Origin of the sequence: Streptosporangium sp. NPDC002721, assembly GCF_042888905.1 — a bacterium.
In the GTDB taxonomy this organism is placed as follows: domain Bacteria; phylum Actinomycetota; class Actinomycetes; order Streptosporangiales; family Streptosporangiaceae; genus Streptosporangium.
This window is the reverse complement of sequence record NZ_JBIAQI010000022.1, coordinates 133,039-152,810: the sequence shown is the minus strand read 5'-3', so window position 1 is coordinate 152,810 and position 19,772 is coordinate 133,039. Positions and strand designations below refer to the sequence as shown.

The window sequence follows — 19,772 nt, the reverse complement described above, 5'->3', positions numbered from 1 at the left end:
CGTGGAACGCTACTGCACCGAACTCCCGGTCGACAGTGATGGCTTCGAGAAGAACGAACGCCGGAAAGCCGGATCCAGCGGCGGACCCGGCCCGCCGTTCGCGTACGTCGCCGACCAACGCTTCACGGTCTCCCGCCAAGGCACCGACGCGCAGCCCCGGCAGACGACCGCTGCTCCCGATGCGACGATCGACTTGGATCGACGCTCGATAATGTAGATTGAATCTTAGTAATACTCGATATTACTAAGGTGGAATCGATGAAGTTTGCGGGCAGGTCCTTCGACCTTGACCAGCTGGGCGCGCAGTTGCGGCTCGTGCGGGAGGGGAAGGGAGGGACACGAGGCCGGGCGGTGATCGTCACCGGCCGCAGGCGGGTGGGCAAGTCCCGCCTGGTGCAGGAGTTCTGCGATCGCTCCGGCCTGCCGTACGTCGTCTTCCAGGCGACCAGGGGGCGCGGCCCCGCAGCGGAGCGGAGCGACTTCGCCGAGGCCGTCGCCTGCTCCGGGCTCGCGGGTGGCGAGCTCGTCCAGGGGACGGTGCCACAGGACTGGAACCACGCGCTGCGGTCGCTGGCACTGGCCGCGGGCGACGAGAGCCCGTGCGTCGTCGTCCTCGACGAGGTCCCCTGGCTGATCGAGCAGGACGGGGAGTTCGAGGGGGCCCTGCAGACGATCTGGGACAGGCATCTGTCCACCCGGCCGATCCTGTTGATCCTGGTCGGAAGCGACCTGTCGGTGATGGAGTCCCTGCAGGACTACGGCCGCCCGTTCTTCGGCCGGGCCGCTCGCATGACGTTGAAGCCCCTCGACCTTCATGACGTCGCCGACATGACGGGGCTGCCCGCCGCCGACGCCGTGGACGCGCTCCTCATCACCGGAGGCTTTCCCGAAGTGGTCCGCTCGTGGGAGCGAGGTCTGTCCAGGGTCGACTTCCTGCGCGACAGCCTCGCCAGCCCGCTGTCCGCCCTGCTCGCCTCCGGGGAGTTGTCCCTGCTCGGCGAGTTCCCGTCGGCGACCCATGCCCGGGCCGTGCTGGAGACCATCGGGGCAGGAGAGCGCACCTTCGGCGCGATCGCCGCCAACGTGGGAGGAGCGACGCCGTTGCCGTCCGGCACCCTGGCGCCGATCCTCACGAACCTGGTCGCCAAACGGGTGGTGGCGGCCGACCTCCCCCTCTCCGAGAGGCCCGACACCAAGAACAAGCGGTACCGGGTGGCCGACCACTACCTTCGGTTCTGGCTCGCGTTCCTGCGGCGGGCCATCGCCGACAGCGAGCGCGGCCGTCCGGATCTGGCACTGCGGCGGATCGAGCGTTCGTGGACGACCTGGCGAGGCCGCGCGGTGGAGCCGCTCGTGCGCGACTGCCTGGCCAGGATGCTTCCGGACGACGAATGGCCGGACACCGAGGTCGTGGGCGGGTGGTGGAACCGCCAGAACAATCCCGAGATCGACCTCGTGGGCGTCGACCGGGAACCTGTGGCGAGCCGGATCCACTTCGTCGGATCGATCAAGTGGCTCGACGCGCGCCCCTTCGACCGCCACGACTACGACGCCCTGGTGCAGGGCTCCGCCGCCGTCCCCGGCGTGACCGCCGACACGCCGAAGGTGGCGGTCTCCAGAGCGGGATTCGAACCGGGGCTCCCACTGGCCGCGGCCTGGACACCGGAAGACCTGCTGGCGGCCTGGCGGCACTGAGGCCATCGCCGGCTCCGCTCGTACGCTGGACGAGGCCCCCGCGTGATTCTCTAGGCTCTGCGCATGATCCACCCAGGGTGAGAGGGGACTTCCGTGGCGGAGGAACTGGCAAGGCTGACCGGCCTGCTGTACGAGATGGGGCTGCTCAAGCGGTACAGGCGCACGGGCTGGCTGGTCGCGGGCGTACGGGATCCGGAGAGCATCGCCGACCACTCCTTCCGTACGGCGATCATCGCGAGCGTGATCACCGCGCTGGAGGGCGGAAACCCGGAGCGTGCGGCGTTCATGAGCCTGTTCCACGACACCCAGGAGACCCGGATCACCGACATCCACCACCTCGCCAAGCGCTATCTCACCGCGCCTCCCAACGAGGACGTCACCGCCGACCAGGTGCGCGGGCTCCCCGGGCCGGTGGCGGAGATGGTGAGCGGCGCGGTCGGCGAGTACGAGGAGAAGGCCACCCTGGAAGCCGTCTGCGCCCGTGACGCGGACAAGCTGGAATGCCTGATCCAGGCCATCGAGTACCGCGAGCAGGGACACCAGAACATGCAACCGTGGATCGACAGCTCACTCGCGGCACTGAAGACACCCACCGCCAAACGCCTCGCCGACGAGGCGCTCGGCACGGGCTCGCTGGAATGGGTGACCCGCCTCTTCGGCGAGAACCGGGACACCTGACCCCGAGCGAGACCGGCGAGCGCCGACCCGGCCAATCCGAACAGCGAGATGCCACGAACAGGGAGAAAAGCGACCGGCGGGAAAGCCGGTCATCTCCTGGGAGTTCTCGTGGGTGATCCGCCACCGAAGTCGTGCGCCCAGCGAATCGTCGTCGGCCGCGCGGGCGAACTGCCGGCGTGGCTGCTCGACGGTATGTTCCGCCTGCGTCACGAAGTGTTCTACAAGCGCCTGCGCTGGGACGTCGACAGCGTTCACGGCAGGGAACGCGATCTCTACGACGGCTGCGATCCGGTCTACGTGATCACCTATCGGGTGAACTGCCAGGAGGTCACGGGGTGCTGCCGGCTGCTGCCCACCGACGGCCGTTACATGCTCCCCGAGGTCTTTCCCGAGACGTTGCGCGGTGGCGCCGCTCCTCGTGACCCGGCCGTCTGGGAGCTGAGCCGCCTGGCCACCGGCCGGAGCAGGTCCCGTACCGTGGCGGCGGGTCTTGGCCCCCTCGCCCGCGCGCTGCTCTGGGAGGCGTTCCGCTGGGTCGATCAGCACGGCGAAGCGGTGGTGGCGGTCTCGGGCGTGGCCCTGGAGCGCAGCGTGAACGCGATGGGCGTTCCCACCCGGCGACTGGGCGACGGCAGAGCGGCGCGCCTCGGCAGGCTTCTCTGCTCCGCCTACATCACATCGACCAGGGATTTCCTGGAGAACGCGCCCCCTGCTCCGGAAATGAAGACCGGCTGTCATGGCGGTTGTGCTGCCGCTCGGGACTGAGAGGCGACACGGAGTGCCGTAGGCACCACAGCCGATACGTCCAAGGCTTTGAAGGATGCGCGCAATGCCTTTCAGGCATTCGACCGGCGGCCGAGGGCGTACTCCCCTGGCACACGCCCTCGGAGTCATGTTCTGTCGCCCTCACACAGCGCGATGTACTCGCCGGAGAACATCGCGATCGGCCTGGAGCAGCCCGAGGTCAACACCCTGGTGACCGGCAAGTTCGTGCTGGAGGTGACCGAGGACGCCGAACGCGACCGCCGGCTGACGGTCACCGTCGAGCTGGCGCCCGGCCCGCGCGGCTCCGAAGAGGCCGCTGAGCGCATCGGGCTCTCGATCCTGACCCAGCTGCGCCGCCTCAACAGCGAGTTCGCCAACTACGTCCCCGCGACGAAACAGCCCCCGGTCATCCGTCTCCGTGAGGCGGGTGACCCCGAGTACTTCCCGCCCGGCGCCAAACACCGCTACACCAGGGCGTGATCACTCGTCAGACCACGCGTTCTTTCGTCAGTGCAGCAGATCGAAGGGGTTGACCACGGACACACCCGTCCCCTCGAAGTCCTTGACGTTCCTGCTGACCAGGGGCCATCCGTTCACCCTGGCCGTCGCGGCGATCAAACCGTCTGCCGTAGGGAGCGGGCGGACGGCGTTCAGACGTCCCCACTCCTCCGCGACCTCAGGGGTGACGGGAACAATGCGGTCGCTGAACTGCCGGTGAAGCCCGTGGAGCCAGCGTTCCAGAATCGTCGCCTGCGCGGGATCGCTGCGTCGGCGGCGCTCGACCCCGCAGCGGATCTCACCGACCGTCAGACTGCTGAGGTAGAGCGTGGGCCCATGAGCACCGCCTATCCAGTCCTTGACGTGCGAGTTCCCGTTTCGCTTGCGTACTTCGGAGACCACGTTCGTGTCGAGCAGGTAGCCGATGCCCATCAGTCGAAATCCACCTCTCGGGGAAGGTCCCGGTTCCGGGGGAACTCGATGTCGTCGTCCCAGTCGGGGGCAGCGAGAAGGAACCGCCCGAAGTCGGGAGTCTCACCCCTGAGGCGGCGGTACTCGGCGATGTCGATGACCACGGCCACCTCCTCCCCGTGCCGGGTGACCACCTGGGGCCCCTCACTCACCGCCCGCCGGACGACCTCGCTGAAGCGCTGCTTCGCCTCCTGAACCTGCCACCCGCCCATGAAAACCCCCTGTCTAGACTGTCTAGACTCAGGATAGAGCAATACGAGATCACATACAGCGACAGGCGGCGCTCGGTCGATGCTGATTTGTCAGGTCGCCGTTGATCTGGCCGATTCCGCGGTGATGTGGCCAAGTAGGTGGCCAGTTCGGGGAGATGTGGCCAGGATGATGATCGGGGGAGCGGCGTGTTCACTGGATGTGGTCGAACGGTTTCGAGGCGACGTACGTCGGCGTGGATGGCGTTGAGCGCCGGGTCATGAACAGCGGCCAGATCAATCCGGAACTGACAGTTTGAGCCGGATGGCTCCTTCGCGGTCGATCCGGTCGAGCGATTGGCCCGCACTCCACTGCGGCAGTCGGCCCCGCGCATTGTTAGGATACGACTGTATCCATTCGGGAGATGAGGCCACCATGCGCATGCCTGACCGACCGTCCGCCTTCACCAGCGACTCTGCCCGTGACAAGTACTACGCCGTCTATGACCGGGTGCTCGGCGAGCTGTGGCCGGTGCCGGTGGACGCCATCGACGTGGAGACCCGCGCCGGCACCGTGCGGATCCACCGGGCCGGGCCCGCCGAAGGGGATCCCGTGGTCCTCCTGGCCGGTGCGGGCGGGAACGCGCTGGCCTGGTACCGCTACATCGAGCCGCTGGCGCGCACGCGCCCGGTCCTTGTCGTCGACCCGATCGGCGAGCCGGGCCGCTCGGTCCAGAGGCGACCGCTCGCGACCGGTGCCGAGGTCGGCGGCTGGGTCACCGACGTACTGGCCGCGGTTGGAGCCGAGCGCGCGCACCTGGCGGGTTTCTCCGCCGGCGGCTGGGCAGCGGTGGAACAGCAACTCGGCGGGGGCGGCCGGGTCGCGGCACTGACGCTGGTGGACCCGGGCGGCTTCGCGCCGTTGCCCAGGCGGTTCATCCGCTGGGCCCTCGCCGGCGCCATCGCCTCCACGCTTCCTCGTACGCTGCGACACCGCATGGCCGACGTAGTGGACAACGGGCTGCTGCACGAGGATGGGCTGGTGGAGCTGATGCGGGCCGGCTGGTCCTTCCGCCGGCGTGTGCCCATCCCGCCCGCCTACACCGACGAGCAGATACGCGAGGTGTCAGTGCCCGTGCAGGTGCTGCTGGGCGCCCGCAGCGCACTGCTCGACGCGCGGGCGCTGGCCGCGCGGCTGGCCGACATCGCGCCGTCCTGGCGGGTGGAGATCGTGCCCGGCACCGGACATTCGCTGCCCGTCGAAGCTCCGGACCTGGTCGCCGAGCGGATCCTCACCTTTCCCAGCCAGGCGCGGCCCGGGAGCACACCTCCGAAGCACGGCACGAACAACAGGTAGGAAACGGGCATGCCCCGACAGGTGGATCATGATGAGCGGCGGCGCCAGTTGACCGAGGCGCTGCTGCGCATCGCCAGCACCCGCGGCCTGCAGGCGGTGTCGATGCGTGAGATCGCCGCCGAGGCCAGCGTCTCACTGCGCGTCGTCCAGTACTACTTCACGAACAAGCAGGCCCTGCTTGAGTCCGGCCTCACCGAGCTGGGTGCCCGCATGGACCGCCGGGTGAAGCAGCGGGCCGCCGCCATGGGCGAGCTGACATCACGAGGCGTTTTCGCCGCCGTCCTCGGCACGATCCTGCCCTTCGATGAGCAGAGCACACTGGACTCTATGGCCTGGACCGCCTACTACACCGCCGCCCTCACCGACCCGGCGCTCGCTGCGGTCGGGCTCACCCTGCCCAACGCACTGGAAAACTTCCTCACCGTACGGTTGACCGCCGCACAGCAGGCCGGGGACATCGCCCCCGATCGTGACCCGCGTACCGAAGTCGCCAGCCTTCTGGCTCTCGCCAACGGCCTGACCTCCAGCGTCCTCAGTCAACAGCGTAGCCACGAGGCCGCCACCAAAATCATCGACTACCACCTGGACCGCCTGTTCGGACCGGCGATCTCTTGATCCACGGTACCTCTGATCAGGGAAAATTCTGCTCGTTTGGGGCTGGCGGCACGTTCGTTGGCGGCACCCCGGGTTCTGTGGGCAGGGGCCCGCTCGCCCGAAGGGCGATCACGCGGCAGCTCGGCTGGCCCTTGGGGATTGTACGGTTTTCGGTGTAACTCCTGATCAAGGGGATACACCTGATGAGCACTGTGATTCAGGCATCCGCAGATACGGACCTGGAGGAAGCCGCGGTGACGCGGAAAGACGAGGCGTCGGATCGAGAGCTGGTCGGCCGGCTGGTTGACCAGGCCCGTTCCGAGGGCTTGGAGTTGGTGGGTGAGAACGGGCTGCTGGGCCGGCTGACCAAGCTGGTGCTGGAGTCGGCGCTGGAAGGTGAGATCACCGACCATCTCGGCTACGACAAGCACGATCCCGCCGGTCGCGGAGCAGGCAACTCCCGCAATGGCGCCCGATCCAAGACGGTGTTGACCGATGTCGGCCCGGTGGAGATCACTGTGCCGCGGGATCGAGACGCTAGCTTCGAGCCAAAGATCGTGCGCAAGCGCCAACGGCGGCTGTCGGGCGTTGATGAGATGATCATCTCCCTGTCGGCCAAGGGGCTGACCACCGGGGAGATCTCCGCGCACCTGGCCGAGGTCTATGGCGCGGAAGTCTCCAAGCAGACCATCTCCACCATCACCGACAAGGTGCTGGAGAGCATGGCTGAGTGGCAGAACCGGCCGCTCGATGCCGTCTATCCGGTGATCTTCATCGATGCCATCCATGTCAAGATCCGCGATGGTCAGGTCGCCAACCGGCCCATCTACGTGGCATTGGCGGTCACCGTCGACGGCGAGCGCGACATCCTCGGCCTATGGGCCGGCGATGGCGGAGAGGGCGCGAAGTTCTGGCTGCACGTGCTGGTGCACTCAACCCATCAGCGAGGAGTTCGGCCGTTTCCTGACCGGTCTGGACATCCGCCGCTCCGTCGGCCGCACCGGGGTCTGCTACGACAACGCGATGGCCGAGTCGTTCTTCAGCGTGCTCAAGAACGAATGGCTGCACCGCTTCGTCTTCACCACTCGGGCTACGGCAAGACGGCAGGTCATCCGCTACATCGAAGGGTTCTACAACCGCCGGCGCCTGCACTCGGCGCTCGGCTACCGGCCGCCTTTGGAAGTACTCAACGAGTCCCTTTCCACCCAAACAGCCGCCTAGGCTACGCCCATAAGACGACTGTCCGGAATCACCGTGGCCCCTCAGGGCGTAGATGCCGCCGGACGGCCGTACGCCGTCCAGGACGAGCTGGGACGGCCGGTCCAGGACGTGGCCGAGCTGCCGCCAGTGCACGAGGTCGCGGCTGTGGAAGATCGGGACCCCGGGGAACCACTCGAAGGACGAGGTGACGAGATAGTGGTCCGCGCCCACCCGGCACACCGAGGGGTCGGGGTGGAAACCGGGGATGACGGGATTGGTGTACACGAGACTCCCTTGGTCTGGCCTGGTCTTTCTTCGAGGGCTCCTGCCGCTAAGGAGCCAGGTCCGCGTACGAGGGAATCCTCGCCGGCCCTTCTCGGAGGCAGGTTGAGACGGGCGTGTGAGGGATCCGCCCTGGTTCCTCGGCACGGGTGATCCTCCGGCCGTGGATTTCCGGAGGGAAGTGCCGGGCCCACCCCCCTTAAGGCCGAGCCCGGCACCCCCCGAGGCCGGGTCCCGTCTCAGGAGGGGGACGGGCCCGGCGGTCCGGTGGTCTTGGCTACCTGGCGAGCCGGAGCACCCCCCACCTGGACGTGTCGACGTAGCTCCGCCCGGTCGGGTCGTTCCAGGTCGCGGCGGCCGTGCGGGCGGTGCCCGTGGCGTCGTTGACCTGGACGTCGAAGCCGAGCAGGGCGTCCTGCGCCAGTGTCACGGTGGGCAGCCGGATCGCCGCCTCGACCACGTAGCCTCCGGGGACGAGGGTGGCCGCGCCGGTCAGGTTGTCCTTGACGGCGAAGGCGTCGAAGGTGCCGCCGACGGTCTTCCTGCCGGTGAAGCTGATCCGGTACTGGCCGTCGTCATCGTCGTAGCCCCTGGTCTTGTTGTTCTCCGGGTCCACGAAGATCTCGACGGAGTCCTGTTCCCAGGCGTTCGGCGACTCCTCGCTGAGGACGGGGTCGGTGACGCGGGCCAGGACGTGGAGGGTGCCCGCCTTCCACATCGCCCTCACCCTGGCGGTCGCCCCGGAGGTGCCCTGGATCCGGGTGCCGGTGGTGACCTCCGGGACCCTGCTCCAGGCGGCGTCCATGACGCCGTCCACCACGGGGGTGCCCTTGGGCGCGGTGGTCGTCCTGATCGCCGGGACGGGGACGAGCTCGCCCGTCCAGACGGTCTCCGTCCCGGCCGCGTCCGCCACGGCGACCCGGACGCCGGTCGCCGTGCCGGACGGGAGCAGCGCCTCGACCCGGTAGCCGGTGGCGGTTCTCCTGGTGTGCGCCCTGAAGCCGTGGGCGTGCGTGCCGCCCCGCTGGATCCGGTCCAGAGCTCCGTCCCGCTGGATCCGGTCCGAAGTTCCGTCCCCCTGGATCCGGGACAGGGTGCCGTCCCGCTGGATCCGGTACGGGGTGCCGCCGACGGTGAACGTGACGGTGTCGGTCCTGTTGTCCGTGGCGTCGGTGACCTCGGCCAGCACGTACAGGCCGGTGGAGGTGGTGCGCGCCTGCCAGGACGCCGACAGGTGGCCGGTCCTGGCGACGGGCGCGTCGGGCAGCAGGTCCCACTGCTCGTCCCGCCTGCCGTCCACCGTGACCGTGCCCGCGGGCGCGTTCAGGCGGCGGCTGACCGGGGGCAGCCTGGCCGGGTCGGCGATGCCCCAGTACGCGGGCTTGGCCTGGAGCTCGTCGTCGAAGGGCAGCGGCGGGTTGAGGCGGGTGATCGGGAAGGACGACAGCCAGGTCGCGTCGTCGGCGACGCCCCAGATCGTCACCGACGACAGGTGCCCGGCCTGGCGGCGGAAGACGTCGAAGATCTCCCTGTACCGGTGGCCCTGCAGCGCCAGGACCTCGGCGGGCACCGTCTCGTAGGAGCTCGTGAAGTCGGTGTAGACGCTCACGTCCAGCTCGGTGACCTGCTGGTCGACGCCCAGCCGGGCGAACTTCTCGATCGTGTCCTCGATGTACGAGGCGGGCGGCTGCTCGACGTTGACGTGCAGCTGGTGGCCGACCGCGTCGATCGGCACGCCCTCGGCGCGCAGCTTGCGCACCAGGTCGTACAGGGCCTGCCGCTTGCGCGGGAACTCGGTGTTGTAGTCGTTGATGACGAGCGTCGCCTCCGGGTCCACCTCACGGGCGACCCGGAAGGCGGTCCTGATGTAGTCGAGCCCGGCGATCTCGAACCACGGGGAGCGGCGCAGCCCGTCGGGCCGGTTCTCGTCGACGACCTCGTTGACCACGTCCCAGGTGCCGATCCTGCCCTTGTAGCGGCCCATCACGGTGCGGATGTGGTTCTCCAGCCGCCGCAGCAGGACCTCCTTGGTTGCGCCCTCGAACACCCAGGCGGGGGTCTGGCTGTGCCAGACGAGGGTGTGGCCGCGGAACTCCAGGCCGTTGGCGGTCGCCCAGTCGACCAGGTGGTCGCCGTCGGCGAAGGTGAACTCGCCCTCGGCCGGTTCGGTGGCGTCCCACTTGAGGCTGTTGCCGGGGGTGACGCTCTCGTAGTGCCGGGTGATGAGCCTGGCGTGCTCGCCCAGGGTGGCTCCCCGGTAGAAGGCCGCGCCGACGGTGAACGGCACCGTGTCCTTCAGCGGGGGGATGTCCGTCTGGATGGGCTTCGGCTCGACGTAGGCCATCCGGAAGTCGTCGACGTCGAAGGGCGCCGTCCCCTCAGCCGACTCGACGTAGACGCTCAGGAAGTCCACGTCGTGGGCGAGGGTGTAGGTGCCCGCGAGCTCGGTCCACTCCCCCGCGGCCAGGGCCCTGGGCGCGGCCACCCGCTCGTAGGCGGGGGTGGCGCCCTGCCGCCGCTCGACCGACAGGCCCAGGCTCTGGGCCTCGGCCGTGCGCACCCACACCGACAGGGTGTACTTCGCCCCCTTGGCCATTTTGCCCAGGACGTTCCGCGACGGGCCGTCCCAGGAGGCCTGCCGGTTCGCGACGCCCAGGCCGTAGGAGCCGGTACGGGCGGAGGCGGCACCGGCAGTGAGGGCCGCGCCGCCGCGCGCGGTCCACTCCTGTACGGTGCCGGTCTCGAAGTCGCTGGTCAGGCCGGAGCGGGTGGGATCGGTGTCGGCGGTGACCACGATGTCGTCGAGCAGGAACGCGACGCTCTCCCCTGAGCTCTCGGCGTACAGGGACAGGGTCGAGTCGGCCGCGTAGGTGTAGGCGCCGGACAGCTGGACCCAGGCGGCGTCGGTGACGACGGCCGCCGCGACCCGCTCGTAGACGGCCTCGCCCCCGGCGGGGGTGCGCTGCACGGTGAGCGCGACCGTCGAGGACGGGCTGCCCTCGGCGGCCCGCGCCCACGCCGTCACCCCGTAGGTGACGCCCTTCTCGAACGGCGGCGTGACGGCCGCGCCGTGCCAGGTCGCGGTACGGCCGGTGGTGAGCAGGGCCCCGGCGCCGCCGTGTACGGGGGTCGTGGTGGTGGCGACCGAGACCCCGGAGCCTCGCGGCCCCCAGCCCTGGGTGCCGGACTCGAAGTCGTAGGTGGCGATCGTGGCGGCCGTGGTGACCGTGGCGGCCCGTGCGGCGGGGACCGCCGACAACATGCCCGCCACCAGGGACAGCGCGAGGGAGAGCAGGGCGAGGACCGCCGATCGCGGCGTCCTCACGAGCGGCGTTCCCATGAGCGGCGTTCCCATGAACGACGTCCTCACAAGCGACGTCCTCACGAACGGGATCCTCGCGAGCGGCCGGGGGGTGCGCATCTTTCCTTGGCTCCTCGGTCAGGTAGGAGTGGCGCCCGCGTCAGGCGCCGCGCAGGTTCTCGGCGAGCAGGTCCAGCAGCGGCTGCCGCCGGACGCAGCGGGCGAGGGCGAAGGAGTCGGCCAGGGCGGTCAGCTCCTCGTCGGAGCAGCCGCGCAGCAGCTCGGCGTACTCCGGAAGCAGCGCCTGCGCGATGAGGATGTGCCGGATCAGGTCGTCGACCTGGTAGCGGGCGCCCCACGGGTAGGGGTTCCAGGACGGGAACTCGGTCTCCATCAGCCGGTGCAGCGGGGCCAGCTCGCTCGCCGACTCCTCCATCGTCGAGCCCCACCGGTCGGCGCCCAGCCGTCCCTTCTTCGCGATGAACTCGCCGAACCGGCTCATGTACGGCTCGCCCGCGCTGACCAGGCCCTGCAGCCCGACGTCCTTGTAGGTCCACAGCGACCAGCCGGCCTCGTAGGAGTCGAAGATCTCCAGCTGGTCGCGCAGGATCTGGTAGCGCTGCCGGTCGATCTCCGGGTCTCCGGTGTAGACGGGCCCGAACTCGCCGACCCAGATGGGGGTGCCGGTCTCCCGCTGGAAGATCGTCCGTCGTTCGAAGGATCGCTCCAGCTGCTCCCGGTCCACCCACTCGCCGCGGGTGTGGCCGGGGTAGGGGCCGCCGTGCGCGAACCCGGCCAGGGCGTAGTCGTGGCAGACGAAGACCGTGTTCTCGTACACCTCGCGGAAGATCGAGAAGTCGGTGGAGTAGGTGTTGCCGTCCAGGAACAGCACGTGTTTCGGGTCGACGGCGCGGACGGCCTTGACCAGGCGGTCGTAGAAGGGGCCGACGACCCGGCCGCTCCGGTCGCCCGGCTCGTTGATCGGGTTGTACCCGGCCACCCAGGGGTTGTCCCGGTAGCGGTCGGCCACGGCCTCCCACAGGTGGACGGCGCGGTCCTGGAAGTGCCGGTGCTGCCAGAACGCGGCGACGTGGGTGGGGTTGTCGGAGTGCCAGTGCTGGTTCTGCGCGCCGGGCAGGGCGTGCAGGTCGATGACGCTGCGGATGCCGTGCTCGGCGAGCAGGGCGATCACCCGGTCCAGGTGGCGGAAGCCGTGCTCGACGATCTCGAAGGGGCGCTCGTCGGACTCCAGGTGGCGGTAGTTGACCGGGATGCGCACGCAGTTGGCGCCGAGCCCGGCGAGCAGCGCGGCGTCGTCCGGGCCGAAGAACGAGGTGAGCAGGCGGTCGAAGAACAGCTCGGCCCGGGCCTCCCCCAGCACCTCCCGCACGGCCTCGCGCATCGCGGACTCGTTGGCCGGGTAGCCGGTGATGAAGTTCTCCATGTTCAGCCAGCCCCCGAGGCCCACTCCACGCAGCCGTACCGGGGTGCCGGCCGAATCGACGAGACGGGATCCGGCGACACTCAGGGTCATGGTGTCTCACTCTCTTTCGACGTGGAATCCGGGTCAGCCCTTGGTGGCGCCCGCGGTGAGGCCGCTGATGAGCTGGCGCTCGGCGACGGCGTAGAAGGCCAGGGCCGGGACCATCGAGACGATGACGTAGGCCAGGATCTTGGCCGTGTCGGCCATGTACTCCCCCTGGAACTGCTGCACGCCGAGCGGCAGGGTCCACAGGCCGGGATCGTTGAGGACCACCAGCGGCAGGAAGAAGTTGTTCCAGCTGGCCACGACCGCCAGCACCGAGACGGTGGCCAGGGCGGGCCTTGCTATCGGCAGCAGCACCCGCCAGAAGAAGCCGAAGGGGGTGCAGCCGTCGATGATGGCGGCCTCCTCGACCTCCCTGGGGATGGACCGGAAGAACGTCCGCAGGATGATCACGGTCAGCGGTAGGCCGAACGCGGCCTGCGGCAGGATCACCCCCAGCGGGTTGTCCAGCAGGCCGAACGTGCGCAGCAGGACGAACAAGGGCAGGATCGCCACCGCGAACGGGAACATCAGCCCGACGGCGAACAGCGTGAACAGGAACTCCCGGCCCCGGAAGGCGAACCGGGCGAAGGCGAAGGCGGCCATCGCCGACAGCCCCACGACCAGCACGGTGGTCGCCACCGCGACGAACAGGCTGTTGAGCAGCTGGCGCCAGAACGCGCCGGTCGTGATCACGTCGGTGTAGTTCTCGGTGACCCACGGGGAGGGCAGGCCCAGCGGGTTGACGGAGAGCTGGTCGGAGGTCTTGAAACCGCCGAGCAGCCCGTACAGGAAGGGGATGACGATGAAGACGGCCGCCACCCAGATGACCGCGTGAATCGGGTACGTGCGCAGCCGGGCGATCATCGGCGGTCTCCCATGGTGGTGCTGGCCCCCTCCACGTCCCGGCGCAGGACGAACCGCTGGTAGCCGAGGGCGAAGACGAGGCTGATCAGGAACATGACGATGCTGATCGCGCTGGAGTAGCCGATCTGGGACCGCTTGAAGCCGTACTCGAACATGCTGACGGCCATGGTCTCCGAGGCGTGCGAGGGGCCGCCGCCGGTGAGGATCCAGACCAGGTCGAAGAGCTGGATCGTGCCGATGACGGACAGGAACACGCTGATCCGGATGGTGGGGCCGAGCAGCGGCAGGGTGACGTGGCGGAAGACGGCCCAGCTGCCGGCGCCGTCGATCCTGGCCGCCTCGCCCAGCTCCTTCGGGATGCCCTGCAGGCCGGCCAGGTAGATGATCATGTGGAAGCCGAAGTACTTCCAGGTGATCACCAGGAACAGCGAGAACATCACGGTGTCGGGTTCCGACAGCCACGACCAGGGCTCCAGCCCGAAGGAGATCAGCAGCTGGTTGGCCAGGCCCGCCTCGGGCGACAGGACCAGCGAGAACAGCACGGCGATGATCGCCTCGGAGAGCATGTACGGCGCGAAGAACAGCAGCCGGTAGAAGGCCCGCCCCCGGATGCGCTGGTTCAGCATCACCGCCAGGCCCAGCGAGAGCGGCAGCTGCACCGCCAGGCCCAGCGCGATCAGGATGGCGCCGTTGCGCAGGTCGCCGAGGATGATGTCGCTCTGGAACAGCCGGGTGAAGTTGTCCAGCCCGATGAAGTTGCTCGGCGGGCCGATGCCGTTCCACTTGTAGAAGCTGGTGTAGCCGGCCACCAGGATCGGCACCAGCACCAGGAGGGTGAACAGGATCAGCGCGGGGAGCACGAACAGGATCGCGGTGACCCAGCCGCGTCCCCGGCGCGGGCCGCCCTGTCCCCGTCCGTGCCCCCGCCTCGTGGCGGGCTTCCCCGCGTGCGGGGCCGGACGTGTGCCCGGCCCTGTCATCGTCTCCATCCGGTCGGCTACTCCGACTCCGACTTGGCCGTCTCGGTGACAGCCTGGACGACCTCCTGCGGCGTCTTGGTGCCCCCGATCAGCTCGGCCACGGCGTCGTTGACCTCCTGGCCGACGGCCGGCGGGTACTCCTGGTCGAGGTAGAGCTGGAAGCCGCTCGCGCCCGCCAGGGTCTCGGAGACCGCCTTGATGTGGGGGTCGGTGACGGCCGCCTCCTCACCCGTCTTGAGCACGGGCAGGACCGCGCCGGCCTTGACGGCCCTGCTGTGGTTCTCCGGCTTGAGCGCGAACTTCAGGAAGTCCAGCGCGGCGGGCGGGGCGTCGACGCTCACGGCCAGGCCGCCGCCGCCGCCGAACGCGTCGCCCGCGGCGCCCTTGCCCCCCTCGACCGCGGGGAAGGGGAAGAACCCGAGGTCGTCGCCGAGCCCCTTGCCGGCGTCGGCCTGCACGGACGGGGCCCACTGGCCCATCAGCTCCATGGCGGCCTTGCCGTTGCCCATGGTCGCGCCCTGCCCGTCGGGGGTGGCGTAGTCGGCGCCCAGGAAGCCCTTCTGGAACGGCTGCAGGTCGACGAGCTCCTTGAGCTTCTGCCCGGCGGTGACGAAGTCCGGCCCGGTGAAGTCGTTGGTGGTGCCGGCCTGCTTGAGCGCGTCCAGCCCGGCCACCCGCATCGCCAGGTAGGCCCAGTAGTAGTGGCCGGGCCACTTGGCCTTGCCCGCCAGGGCGATCGGGGTGGTCCCGTCCGCCTTCAGCTTCTTGACCGCGTCCAGATACTCGGTCCAGGTGGCGGGCGGGGTGGTGATGCCGGCCTTCTTGAACAGCGCCTTGTTGTACCAGAAGCCGACCATGCCGATGTCGGTGGGCAGCCCGTAGGTCTTGCCGTCGAACTGGTAGGCGGCCAGGGCCGCCGGGGTGAGGCCGCCGATGACGTCGCCCGCCTCCGACGACAAATCCTTTACCAGGCCCGCCTCGATGTGCTGCTTCAGGACGCCGCCACCCCAGGTGGAGTAGAGGTCGGGCGCCTTCCCCGACTGGGTGAGCGTGGCGAGCTTCGGCTTGTAGGAGTCGTTCTCGATGGCGATGTTCTTGATCGTCACATTCGGGTTGGCCGCCTGGTACTCCTTGATGAGGTCGGCCCAGAACGTCTTGAGAGGTTCGGCCGTCGCCAGGTTCCAGAACTCGAAGGTGACCTTCTCCGAGCCGGTGCTCGCGCCGGGCTGTGCCGCGCCGCCGTCCCCGCTCGTGCTGCAGGCTCCGAGAAGCAGGGCGGACACCGCCAGAGCCACCACGCCTCGCCGACTCAGCATGGGGATCCCCTTTCGGGAGGTTGATTGAAAAGTTTCATTTATTCCCCGAATATTTCGTGATCCGGAGAATAGGTAAATTCCCGGTTACCCGTCAATAGCCCCGCGGTAGCGATCCCGGACGGCGACGGCCACCTCCCCGAGTGGTCTCCGAAAGGTTTCAGTTAGTATTCGCCGCATGCCAAGCAAGCCGCGCGTGACGATCGCCCTGATCGCCGAGGAGGCCGGGGTCTCCGCGCCCACGGTCTCGAAAGTCATCAACGGGCGGCCCGAGGTCGCGTCCGAGACCAGGCAGCGGATCGAGCACCTGCTGCACAAGCACGGCTACCGGCGCAGGACCGGCCAGGGCGACGCCCCGGTCGGCCTGGTCGACCTGGTCTTCACTGAGATCGAGAGCCCCTGGGCGATGGAGCTGGTACGCGGCGTGGAGACCGCGGCCCGCGAGGTCGACGCCGGGGTGGTCGTCTCGGTCCTGCACACCCACGCGGGCCCCGGCAGGGACTGGGTGGAGCGGATCGCCGCCCGGCGCACCGACGGGGCCATCCTGGTCGGCTCCCGCATCAGCGCCGACCAGCACGGCCAGCTGGCCGCCAGGTCCATCCCGTTCGTGGTGGTCGACCCCGAGGGCGAGCCGCCACCCGGGGTCGCCTCGGTCGGCGCCACCAACTGGAACGGCGGCCTGGCCGCCACCCGCCACCTGCTGGAGCTGGGCCACCGCAGGATCGGGATGATCGGCGGCCCCGCCGACATGCTGTGCAGCCGGGCCCGCGTCGACGGCTACCGCGCGGCGCTGGAGACCGCGGGGATCGCGGTGGACGCCGCGCTCATCAAGTACGGCGACTTCCTGGTCGGCTCGGGCCGCGACCACGGCCACGCCCTGCTGTCCCTGGAGGAGCCGCCCACCGCGATCTTCGCGGGCAGCGACATGCAGGCGTTCGGCGTCTTCGAGGCGGCCAGGCAGCGCGGCCTGCGGGTTCCCGACGACCTGTCGGTGGTGGGCTTCGACGACCTGCCTCTGGCACGTTCCGCGTGGCCCCCGCTGACCACCGTGCGCCAGCCGCTCCAGGAGATGGCGGCGCTGGCCACCCGGATGGTGCTCGGCCTCGACCGCGGCGGGCACGAGCCCCGGCGGGTGGAGCTCGCCACCGACCTGCTCGTCCGCGAGAGCACCGCCCGCCTGACCGTCTGACCGCCCGACCTCCCCGCCGTCCCGCCCGGCCCCGGCCCCGGCTTTGGCTTCGGCTTCGGCCGTCCCGCCGGGCGACACCGTTCGATCGCCCCCGCCGGGCGGACCCGCCCGGCGGCATCGCCCGGTCGTCCCCCGGCCGCCCCCGGTGCCTCGATCGGCTGTTGACGACTACTGCTGAAACATTTACGGTACTCGACACGAAATGTCTCGGCAATCTTGTGAAACTTTCGGAAAGCGGGTTTCCGCATGTCTCGACGTCACAGGGCACTGCTGGCACCGATTCTTCTCCTCCCCCTCCTCGGATTCAGTCCCGTAACCATGGAAAGCGCTCCTCGTATCCGGGTGGACCACCACGGCGTCCTCCAGCGGATCGACGGCTTCGGCTTCTCGCAGGCGTTCCGGCGCAACGAGCTGGTCCGCGCGCTGCCCGCCGCCAAGCAGCGCGAGATCCTCGACCTGTGGCTCAGCCCCGAGAAGGGCGCCGGGCTCAGCATCCTGCGTCTGGGCATCGGCTCCTCCCCCGCCGGCAGCCCGTACGACCTGATGACCTCCATCCAGCCCGAGGACCCCGGCGGGCCGGCCGCGCCGCCGAAGTACGTCTGGGACGGCGAAGACGGCGGCCAGGTCTGGCTGGCCAAGGAGGCCAGGCGCTACGGCGTGAACCGCTTCTACGCCGACGCCTGGAGCGCCCCCGGCTACATGAAGGACAACGGCTCCGACAGCAACGGCGGGAAGCTGCTCCCCGAGTGGCGGCAGGCGTACGCGAACTACCTCGTCCAGTACGCGAAGTTCTACGCCAAGGAGGGCATCAGGATCACCGACATCGGGTTCACCAACGAGCCCGACCTCACCGTCTCCTACGCCTCGATGCGGTTCACCCCCGCCGAGGCCGCCGAGTTCGTCAAGGTGCTCGGCCCCACCGCGGCCCGTACCGGGCTCAAGGTGATCTGCTGTGACGCCGCCGGCTGGTCCCAGCAGCGCGAGTACACCGCGGCCATCGAGGCCGACCCCGTCGCGCGGCGGTGGGTCGCCACGCACGCCGGCCACCCCTACGTCAGCCCGGTGGACGGCCCGCTGCCCACCGACCGGCCCGTGTGGATGTCGGAGTGGTCGCCCGACGGGACCACCTGGAACGAGGCGTGGGACGACGGCAGCGGCTACGACGGCTTCGCGGTCGCCCAGCAGATCCACGACTCGCTCACCCTGGGCAAGGCGAACGGGTACGTCTTCTGGTTCGGCGCCTCGCGCGGCACCACCCGGGGGCTCATCCAGATCGACGAGGCCACCGCGACCTACCGCGTCTCCAAGCGGCTGTGGGCGCTGGCCGCCTACAGCCGCTTCGTGCGGCCCGGCGCCGTCCGGCTCTCCGTCGCCTCGGCCGACCCGGCGCTGAAGGTCACCGCCTTCCGCAACGCCGGGGGCTCGGAGGTCGTCGAGATCCTCAACACCGCCACCGTCCCCGTCACCACCTCGATCACCACCCGGCCGGGCCGGGCCACCGCCTACCTGACCGACGGCGACCACTCGCTCGCCGCCACCCCGCTTCCCGGGCTGAGGTCCGGCAGGACCCTCACCCTCGCCCCGCGCTCCCTGACGACGGTGGTGGTGCGGTGACGCGCCCGCCCCCGGACAACGGTGGTGACGCGGTGAGGCACCCGCCCGCGGGCGGTCTCCGGGTCTCCGGTCGCGCATCGTGCTCCCCGCGACCGGAGGCCGGGAGCCCGCCCGCACCCTCCGCGCCTCCCGCACCGTCCGGGCCTCCCGGACCGCCCGAGCCCCTCGCACCGGGGGGAGCCGGATGATCCGGGTGGCGGTCGTGGGCACCGGGGGCATCGCGGGGATCTGCCACCTGCCCGCGCTGCGCGCCCAGGCGCACCGGGCGCGGGTGGTGGCGGCCATGGACGTGGACGAGGCTCGGGTGAGGGCGTTCTGCGCCGAGCACGCGATCCCGGCGGCGTACACCCGCCTGGAGGCGATGCTCGACGCCGAGCGGCCCGACCTCGTCCACCTGTGCACCCCGCCGCACCTGCACGCCGCCCAGGCGGTGACCTGTCTGGAGGCGGGTGCCTGGGTGTGGATCGAGAAACCCGCCTGCCTGTCGCTGGCCGAGTACGACCTGGTCACGGCGGCCGAGGGACCCGGCTACGCCTCGGTGGTCTCCCAGCACCGGTTCGGCTCCGGCGCGCGGCACCTGCGCGCCCTCGCCCCCGAGCTGGGCCGCCCGCTCGTCGCGCTCTGCGTGACCGCCTGGTACCGCGACCACGCCTACTTCGACGTCCCCTGGCGCGGCCGGTGGGAGACCGAGGGCGGCGGCCCCACGATGGGGCACGGCATCCACCAGATGGACCTGATGCTCTCGGTCCTCGGCGACTGGTCGGAGATCCGCGCGATGACCGGCACGCTGGACCGCCGGATCGAGACCGAGGACGTCTCGATGGCCGCCGTCCGCTTCGCCTCGGGCGCGATGGCCTCGGTGGTCAACAGCGTGCTGTCGCGGCGCGAGGAGAGCTACCTGCGCTTCGACTACACCGAGGCGACCGTGGAGCTGCGCCACCTGTACGGCTACCGCAACGCCGACTGGACCTCCACCTCGGCGCGCTGGAACCCGCCCGAGGACCTGCCGAGCTCGCACGAGGCGCAGCTGGCGGAGCTGCTGGACGCCCACGAGCGCGGCGAGCGACCCCCCATGAGCGGCTCCGAGGGACGCCAGGCGCTCGAACTGATCACCGGCCTGTACGCGTCGGCGTTCACCGGCGGGCCGGTGCTCCGCGCCGACCTCACCCCCGGCCATCCCGCCTACCGCCGCCTGGACGGACACGCATGGACCTGACCCACCGTCTGAACGAACACGCATGGACCTGACCCACCG

Annotated in this window: 17 protein-coding genes and 3 pseudogenes; 12 read left to right on the top strand and 8 right to left on the bottom strand. The window is 69.8% G+C overall.

The genetic code is table 11. The annotated features are described in order from the left end of the window. Position 1: 1 nt before the first annotated feature. From ACFYWM_RS29965 to ACFYWM_RS29945, 5 genes are all read left to right on the top strand, one after another. On the top strand, positions 2 to 217 hold the full coding sequence (locus tag ACFYWM_RS29965; RefSeq protein WP_389920222.1) for a hypothetical protein: 216 nt from the start codon (positions 2 to 4) through the stop codon (positions 215 to 217). 41 nt (positions 218 to 258) lie between these two features. Then, positions 259 to 1,695 (top strand): ATP-binding protein, encoded by a 1,437-nt coding sequence (locus ACFYWM_RS29960; RefSeq protein ID WP_389920219.1) that lies wholly within the window; start codon positions 259 to 261, stop codon positions 1,693 to 1,695. A gap of 93 nt (positions 1,696 to 1,788) precedes the next feature. Further along, positions 1,789 to 2,373 carry an HD family hydrolase gene (locus ACFYWM_RS29955; RefSeq protein WP_389920216.1) on the top strand — a complete coding sequence of 195 codons (585 nt, stop codon included), beginning with the start codon at positions 1,789 to 1,791 and terminating at the stop codon, positions 2,371 to 2,373. Between the two features lie 108 nt (positions 2,374 to 2,481). Then, entirely contained in the window at positions 2,482 to 3,138 is a 657-nt protein-coding gene (locus ACFYWM_RS29950) for an acyl-homoserine-lactone synthase (protein WP_389920213.1), read from the top strand. A 153-nt stretch (positions 3,139 to 3,291) separates the two neighbouring features. Next, a complete protein-coding gene (locus tag ACFYWM_RS29945; RefSeq protein WP_389920210.1) occupies positions 3,292 to 3,618 on the top strand; it encodes a hypothetical protein in 327 nt (108 codons plus the stop codon). 27 nt (positions 3,619 to 3,645) lie between these two features. Here ACFYWM_RS29945 and ACFYWM_RS29940 read toward each other — a convergent pair whose 3' ends face one another. Together ACFYWM_RS29940 and ACFYWM_RS29935 are read right to left on the bottom strand one after the other, a co-directional pair. Next, positions 3,646 to 4,068: a type II toxin-antitoxin system VapC family toxin gene (locus tag ACFYWM_RS29940; RefSeq protein ID WP_389920207.1), complete on the bottom strand. Its 423-nt coding sequence runs from the start codon at positions 4,066 to 4,068 to the stop codon at positions 3,646 to 3,648. After that, positions 4,068 to 4,319: a type II toxin-antitoxin system Phd/YefM family antitoxin gene (locus ACFYWM_RS29935; protein ID WP_089207040.1), complete on the bottom strand. Its 252-nt coding sequence runs from the start codon at positions 4,317 to 4,319 to the stop codon at positions 4,068 to 4,070. Before ACFYWM_RS29935 ends, ACFYWM_RS29940 begins: the two co-directional genes overlap by 1 nt. Positions 4,320 to 4,731: 412 nt before the next feature. On the opposite strand from ACFYWM_RS29935, the gene ACFYWM_RS29930 reads away from it, so the two are divergent. From ACFYWM_RS29930 to ACFYWM_RS29915, 4 genes and pseudogenes are all read left to right on the top strand, one after another. Further along, positions 4,732 to 5,652 (top strand): alpha/beta fold hydrolase, encoded by a 921-nt coding sequence (locus ACFYWM_RS29930; protein WP_389920204.1) that lies wholly within the window; start codon positions 4,732 to 4,734, stop codon positions 5,650 to 5,652. Positions 5,653 to 5,661: 9 nt separating this feature from the next. Then, positions 5,662 to 6,267: a TetR/AcrR family transcriptional regulator gene (locus ACFYWM_RS29925; protein ID WP_389920201.1), complete on the top strand. Its 606-nt coding sequence runs from the start codon at positions 5,662 to 5,664 to the stop codon at positions 6,265 to 6,267. A gap of 182 nt (positions 6,268 to 6,449) precedes the next feature. Further along, positions 6,450 to 7,202 (top strand): annotated as a pseudogene (locus tag ACFYWM_RS29920) (IS256 family transposase); the annotation flags it as partial. A gap of 22 nt (positions 7,203 to 7,224) precedes the next feature. After that, positions 7,225 to 7,467 (top strand): annotated as a pseudogene (locus ACFYWM_RS29915) (integrase core domain-containing protein); the annotation flags it as partial. Positions 7,468 to 7,512: 45 nt separating this feature from the next. Here the strand turns inward: ACFYWM_RS29915 and ACFYWM_RS29910 are convergent. The 6 genes and pseudogenes from ACFYWM_RS29910 to ACFYWM_RS29885 form a co-directional block, all read right to left on the bottom strand. Beyond that, positions 7,513 to 7,731: pseudogene (locus tag ACFYWM_RS29910) on the bottom strand (family 43 glycosylhydrolase); the annotation flags it as partial. A gap of 274 nt (positions 7,732 to 8,005) precedes the next feature. Further along, a complete protein-coding gene (locus ACFYWM_RS29905) occupies positions 8,006 to 11,053 on the bottom strand; it encodes an endo-1,4-beta-xylanase (protein ID WP_389920199.1) in 3,048 nt (1,015 codons plus the stop codon). Between the two features lie 136 nt (positions 11,054 to 11,189). Beyond that, positions 11,190 to 12,563, bottom strand: a complete 1,374-nt coding sequence (locus ACFYWM_RS29900) for a glycoside hydrolase family 5 protein (RefSeq protein ID WP_389920196.1) — start codon at positions 12,561 to 12,563, stop codon at positions 11,190 to 11,192. Positions 12,564 to 12,596: 33 nt separating this feature from the next. After that, entirely contained in the window at positions 12,597 to 13,421 is an 825-nt protein-coding gene (locus ACFYWM_RS29895) for a carbohydrate ABC transporter permease (protein ID WP_389920193.1), read from the bottom strand. Then, positions 13,418 to 14,410: a carbohydrate ABC transporter permease gene (locus ACFYWM_RS29890; protein ID WP_389920190.1), complete on the bottom strand. Its 993-nt coding sequence runs from the start codon at positions 14,408 to 14,410 to the stop codon at positions 13,418 to 13,420. The genes ACFYWM_RS29895 and ACFYWM_RS29890 overlap by 4 nt, the downstream gene beginning before the upstream one ends. A gap of 8 nt (positions 14,411 to 14,418) precedes the next feature. Further along, complete coding sequence (locus ACFYWM_RS29885; RefSeq protein WP_389920188.1) at positions 14,419 to 15,717, bottom strand: extracellular solute-binding protein; 1,299 nt, start codon at positions 15,715 to 15,717, stop codon at positions 14,419 to 14,421. A 175-nt stretch (positions 15,718 to 15,892) separates the two neighbouring features. Between ACFYWM_RS29885 and ACFYWM_RS29880 the strand changes: the two genes are divergently transcribed. From ACFYWM_RS29880 to ACFYWM_RS29870, 3 genes are all read left to right on the top strand, one after another. Further along, positions 15,893 to 16,903, top strand: a complete 1,011-nt coding sequence (locus ACFYWM_RS29880; RefSeq protein WP_389920185.1) for a LacI family DNA-binding transcriptional regulator — start codon at positions 15,893 to 15,895, stop codon at positions 16,901 to 16,903. 318 nt (positions 16,904 to 17,221) lie between these two features. Then, entirely contained in the window at positions 17,222 to 18,517 is a 1,296-nt protein-coding gene (locus ACFYWM_RS29875; protein ID WP_389920182.1) for a glycoside hydrolase, read from the top strand. Between the two features lie 184 nt (positions 18,518 to 18,701). Beyond that, positions 18,702 to 19,733: a Gfo/Idh/MocA family protein gene (locus tag ACFYWM_RS29870; RefSeq protein ID WP_389920179.1), complete on the top strand. Its 1,032-nt coding sequence runs from the start codon at positions 18,702 to 18,704 to the stop codon at positions 19,731 to 19,733. The last annotated feature ends 39 nt before the right edge of the window (positions 19,734 to 19,772 follow it).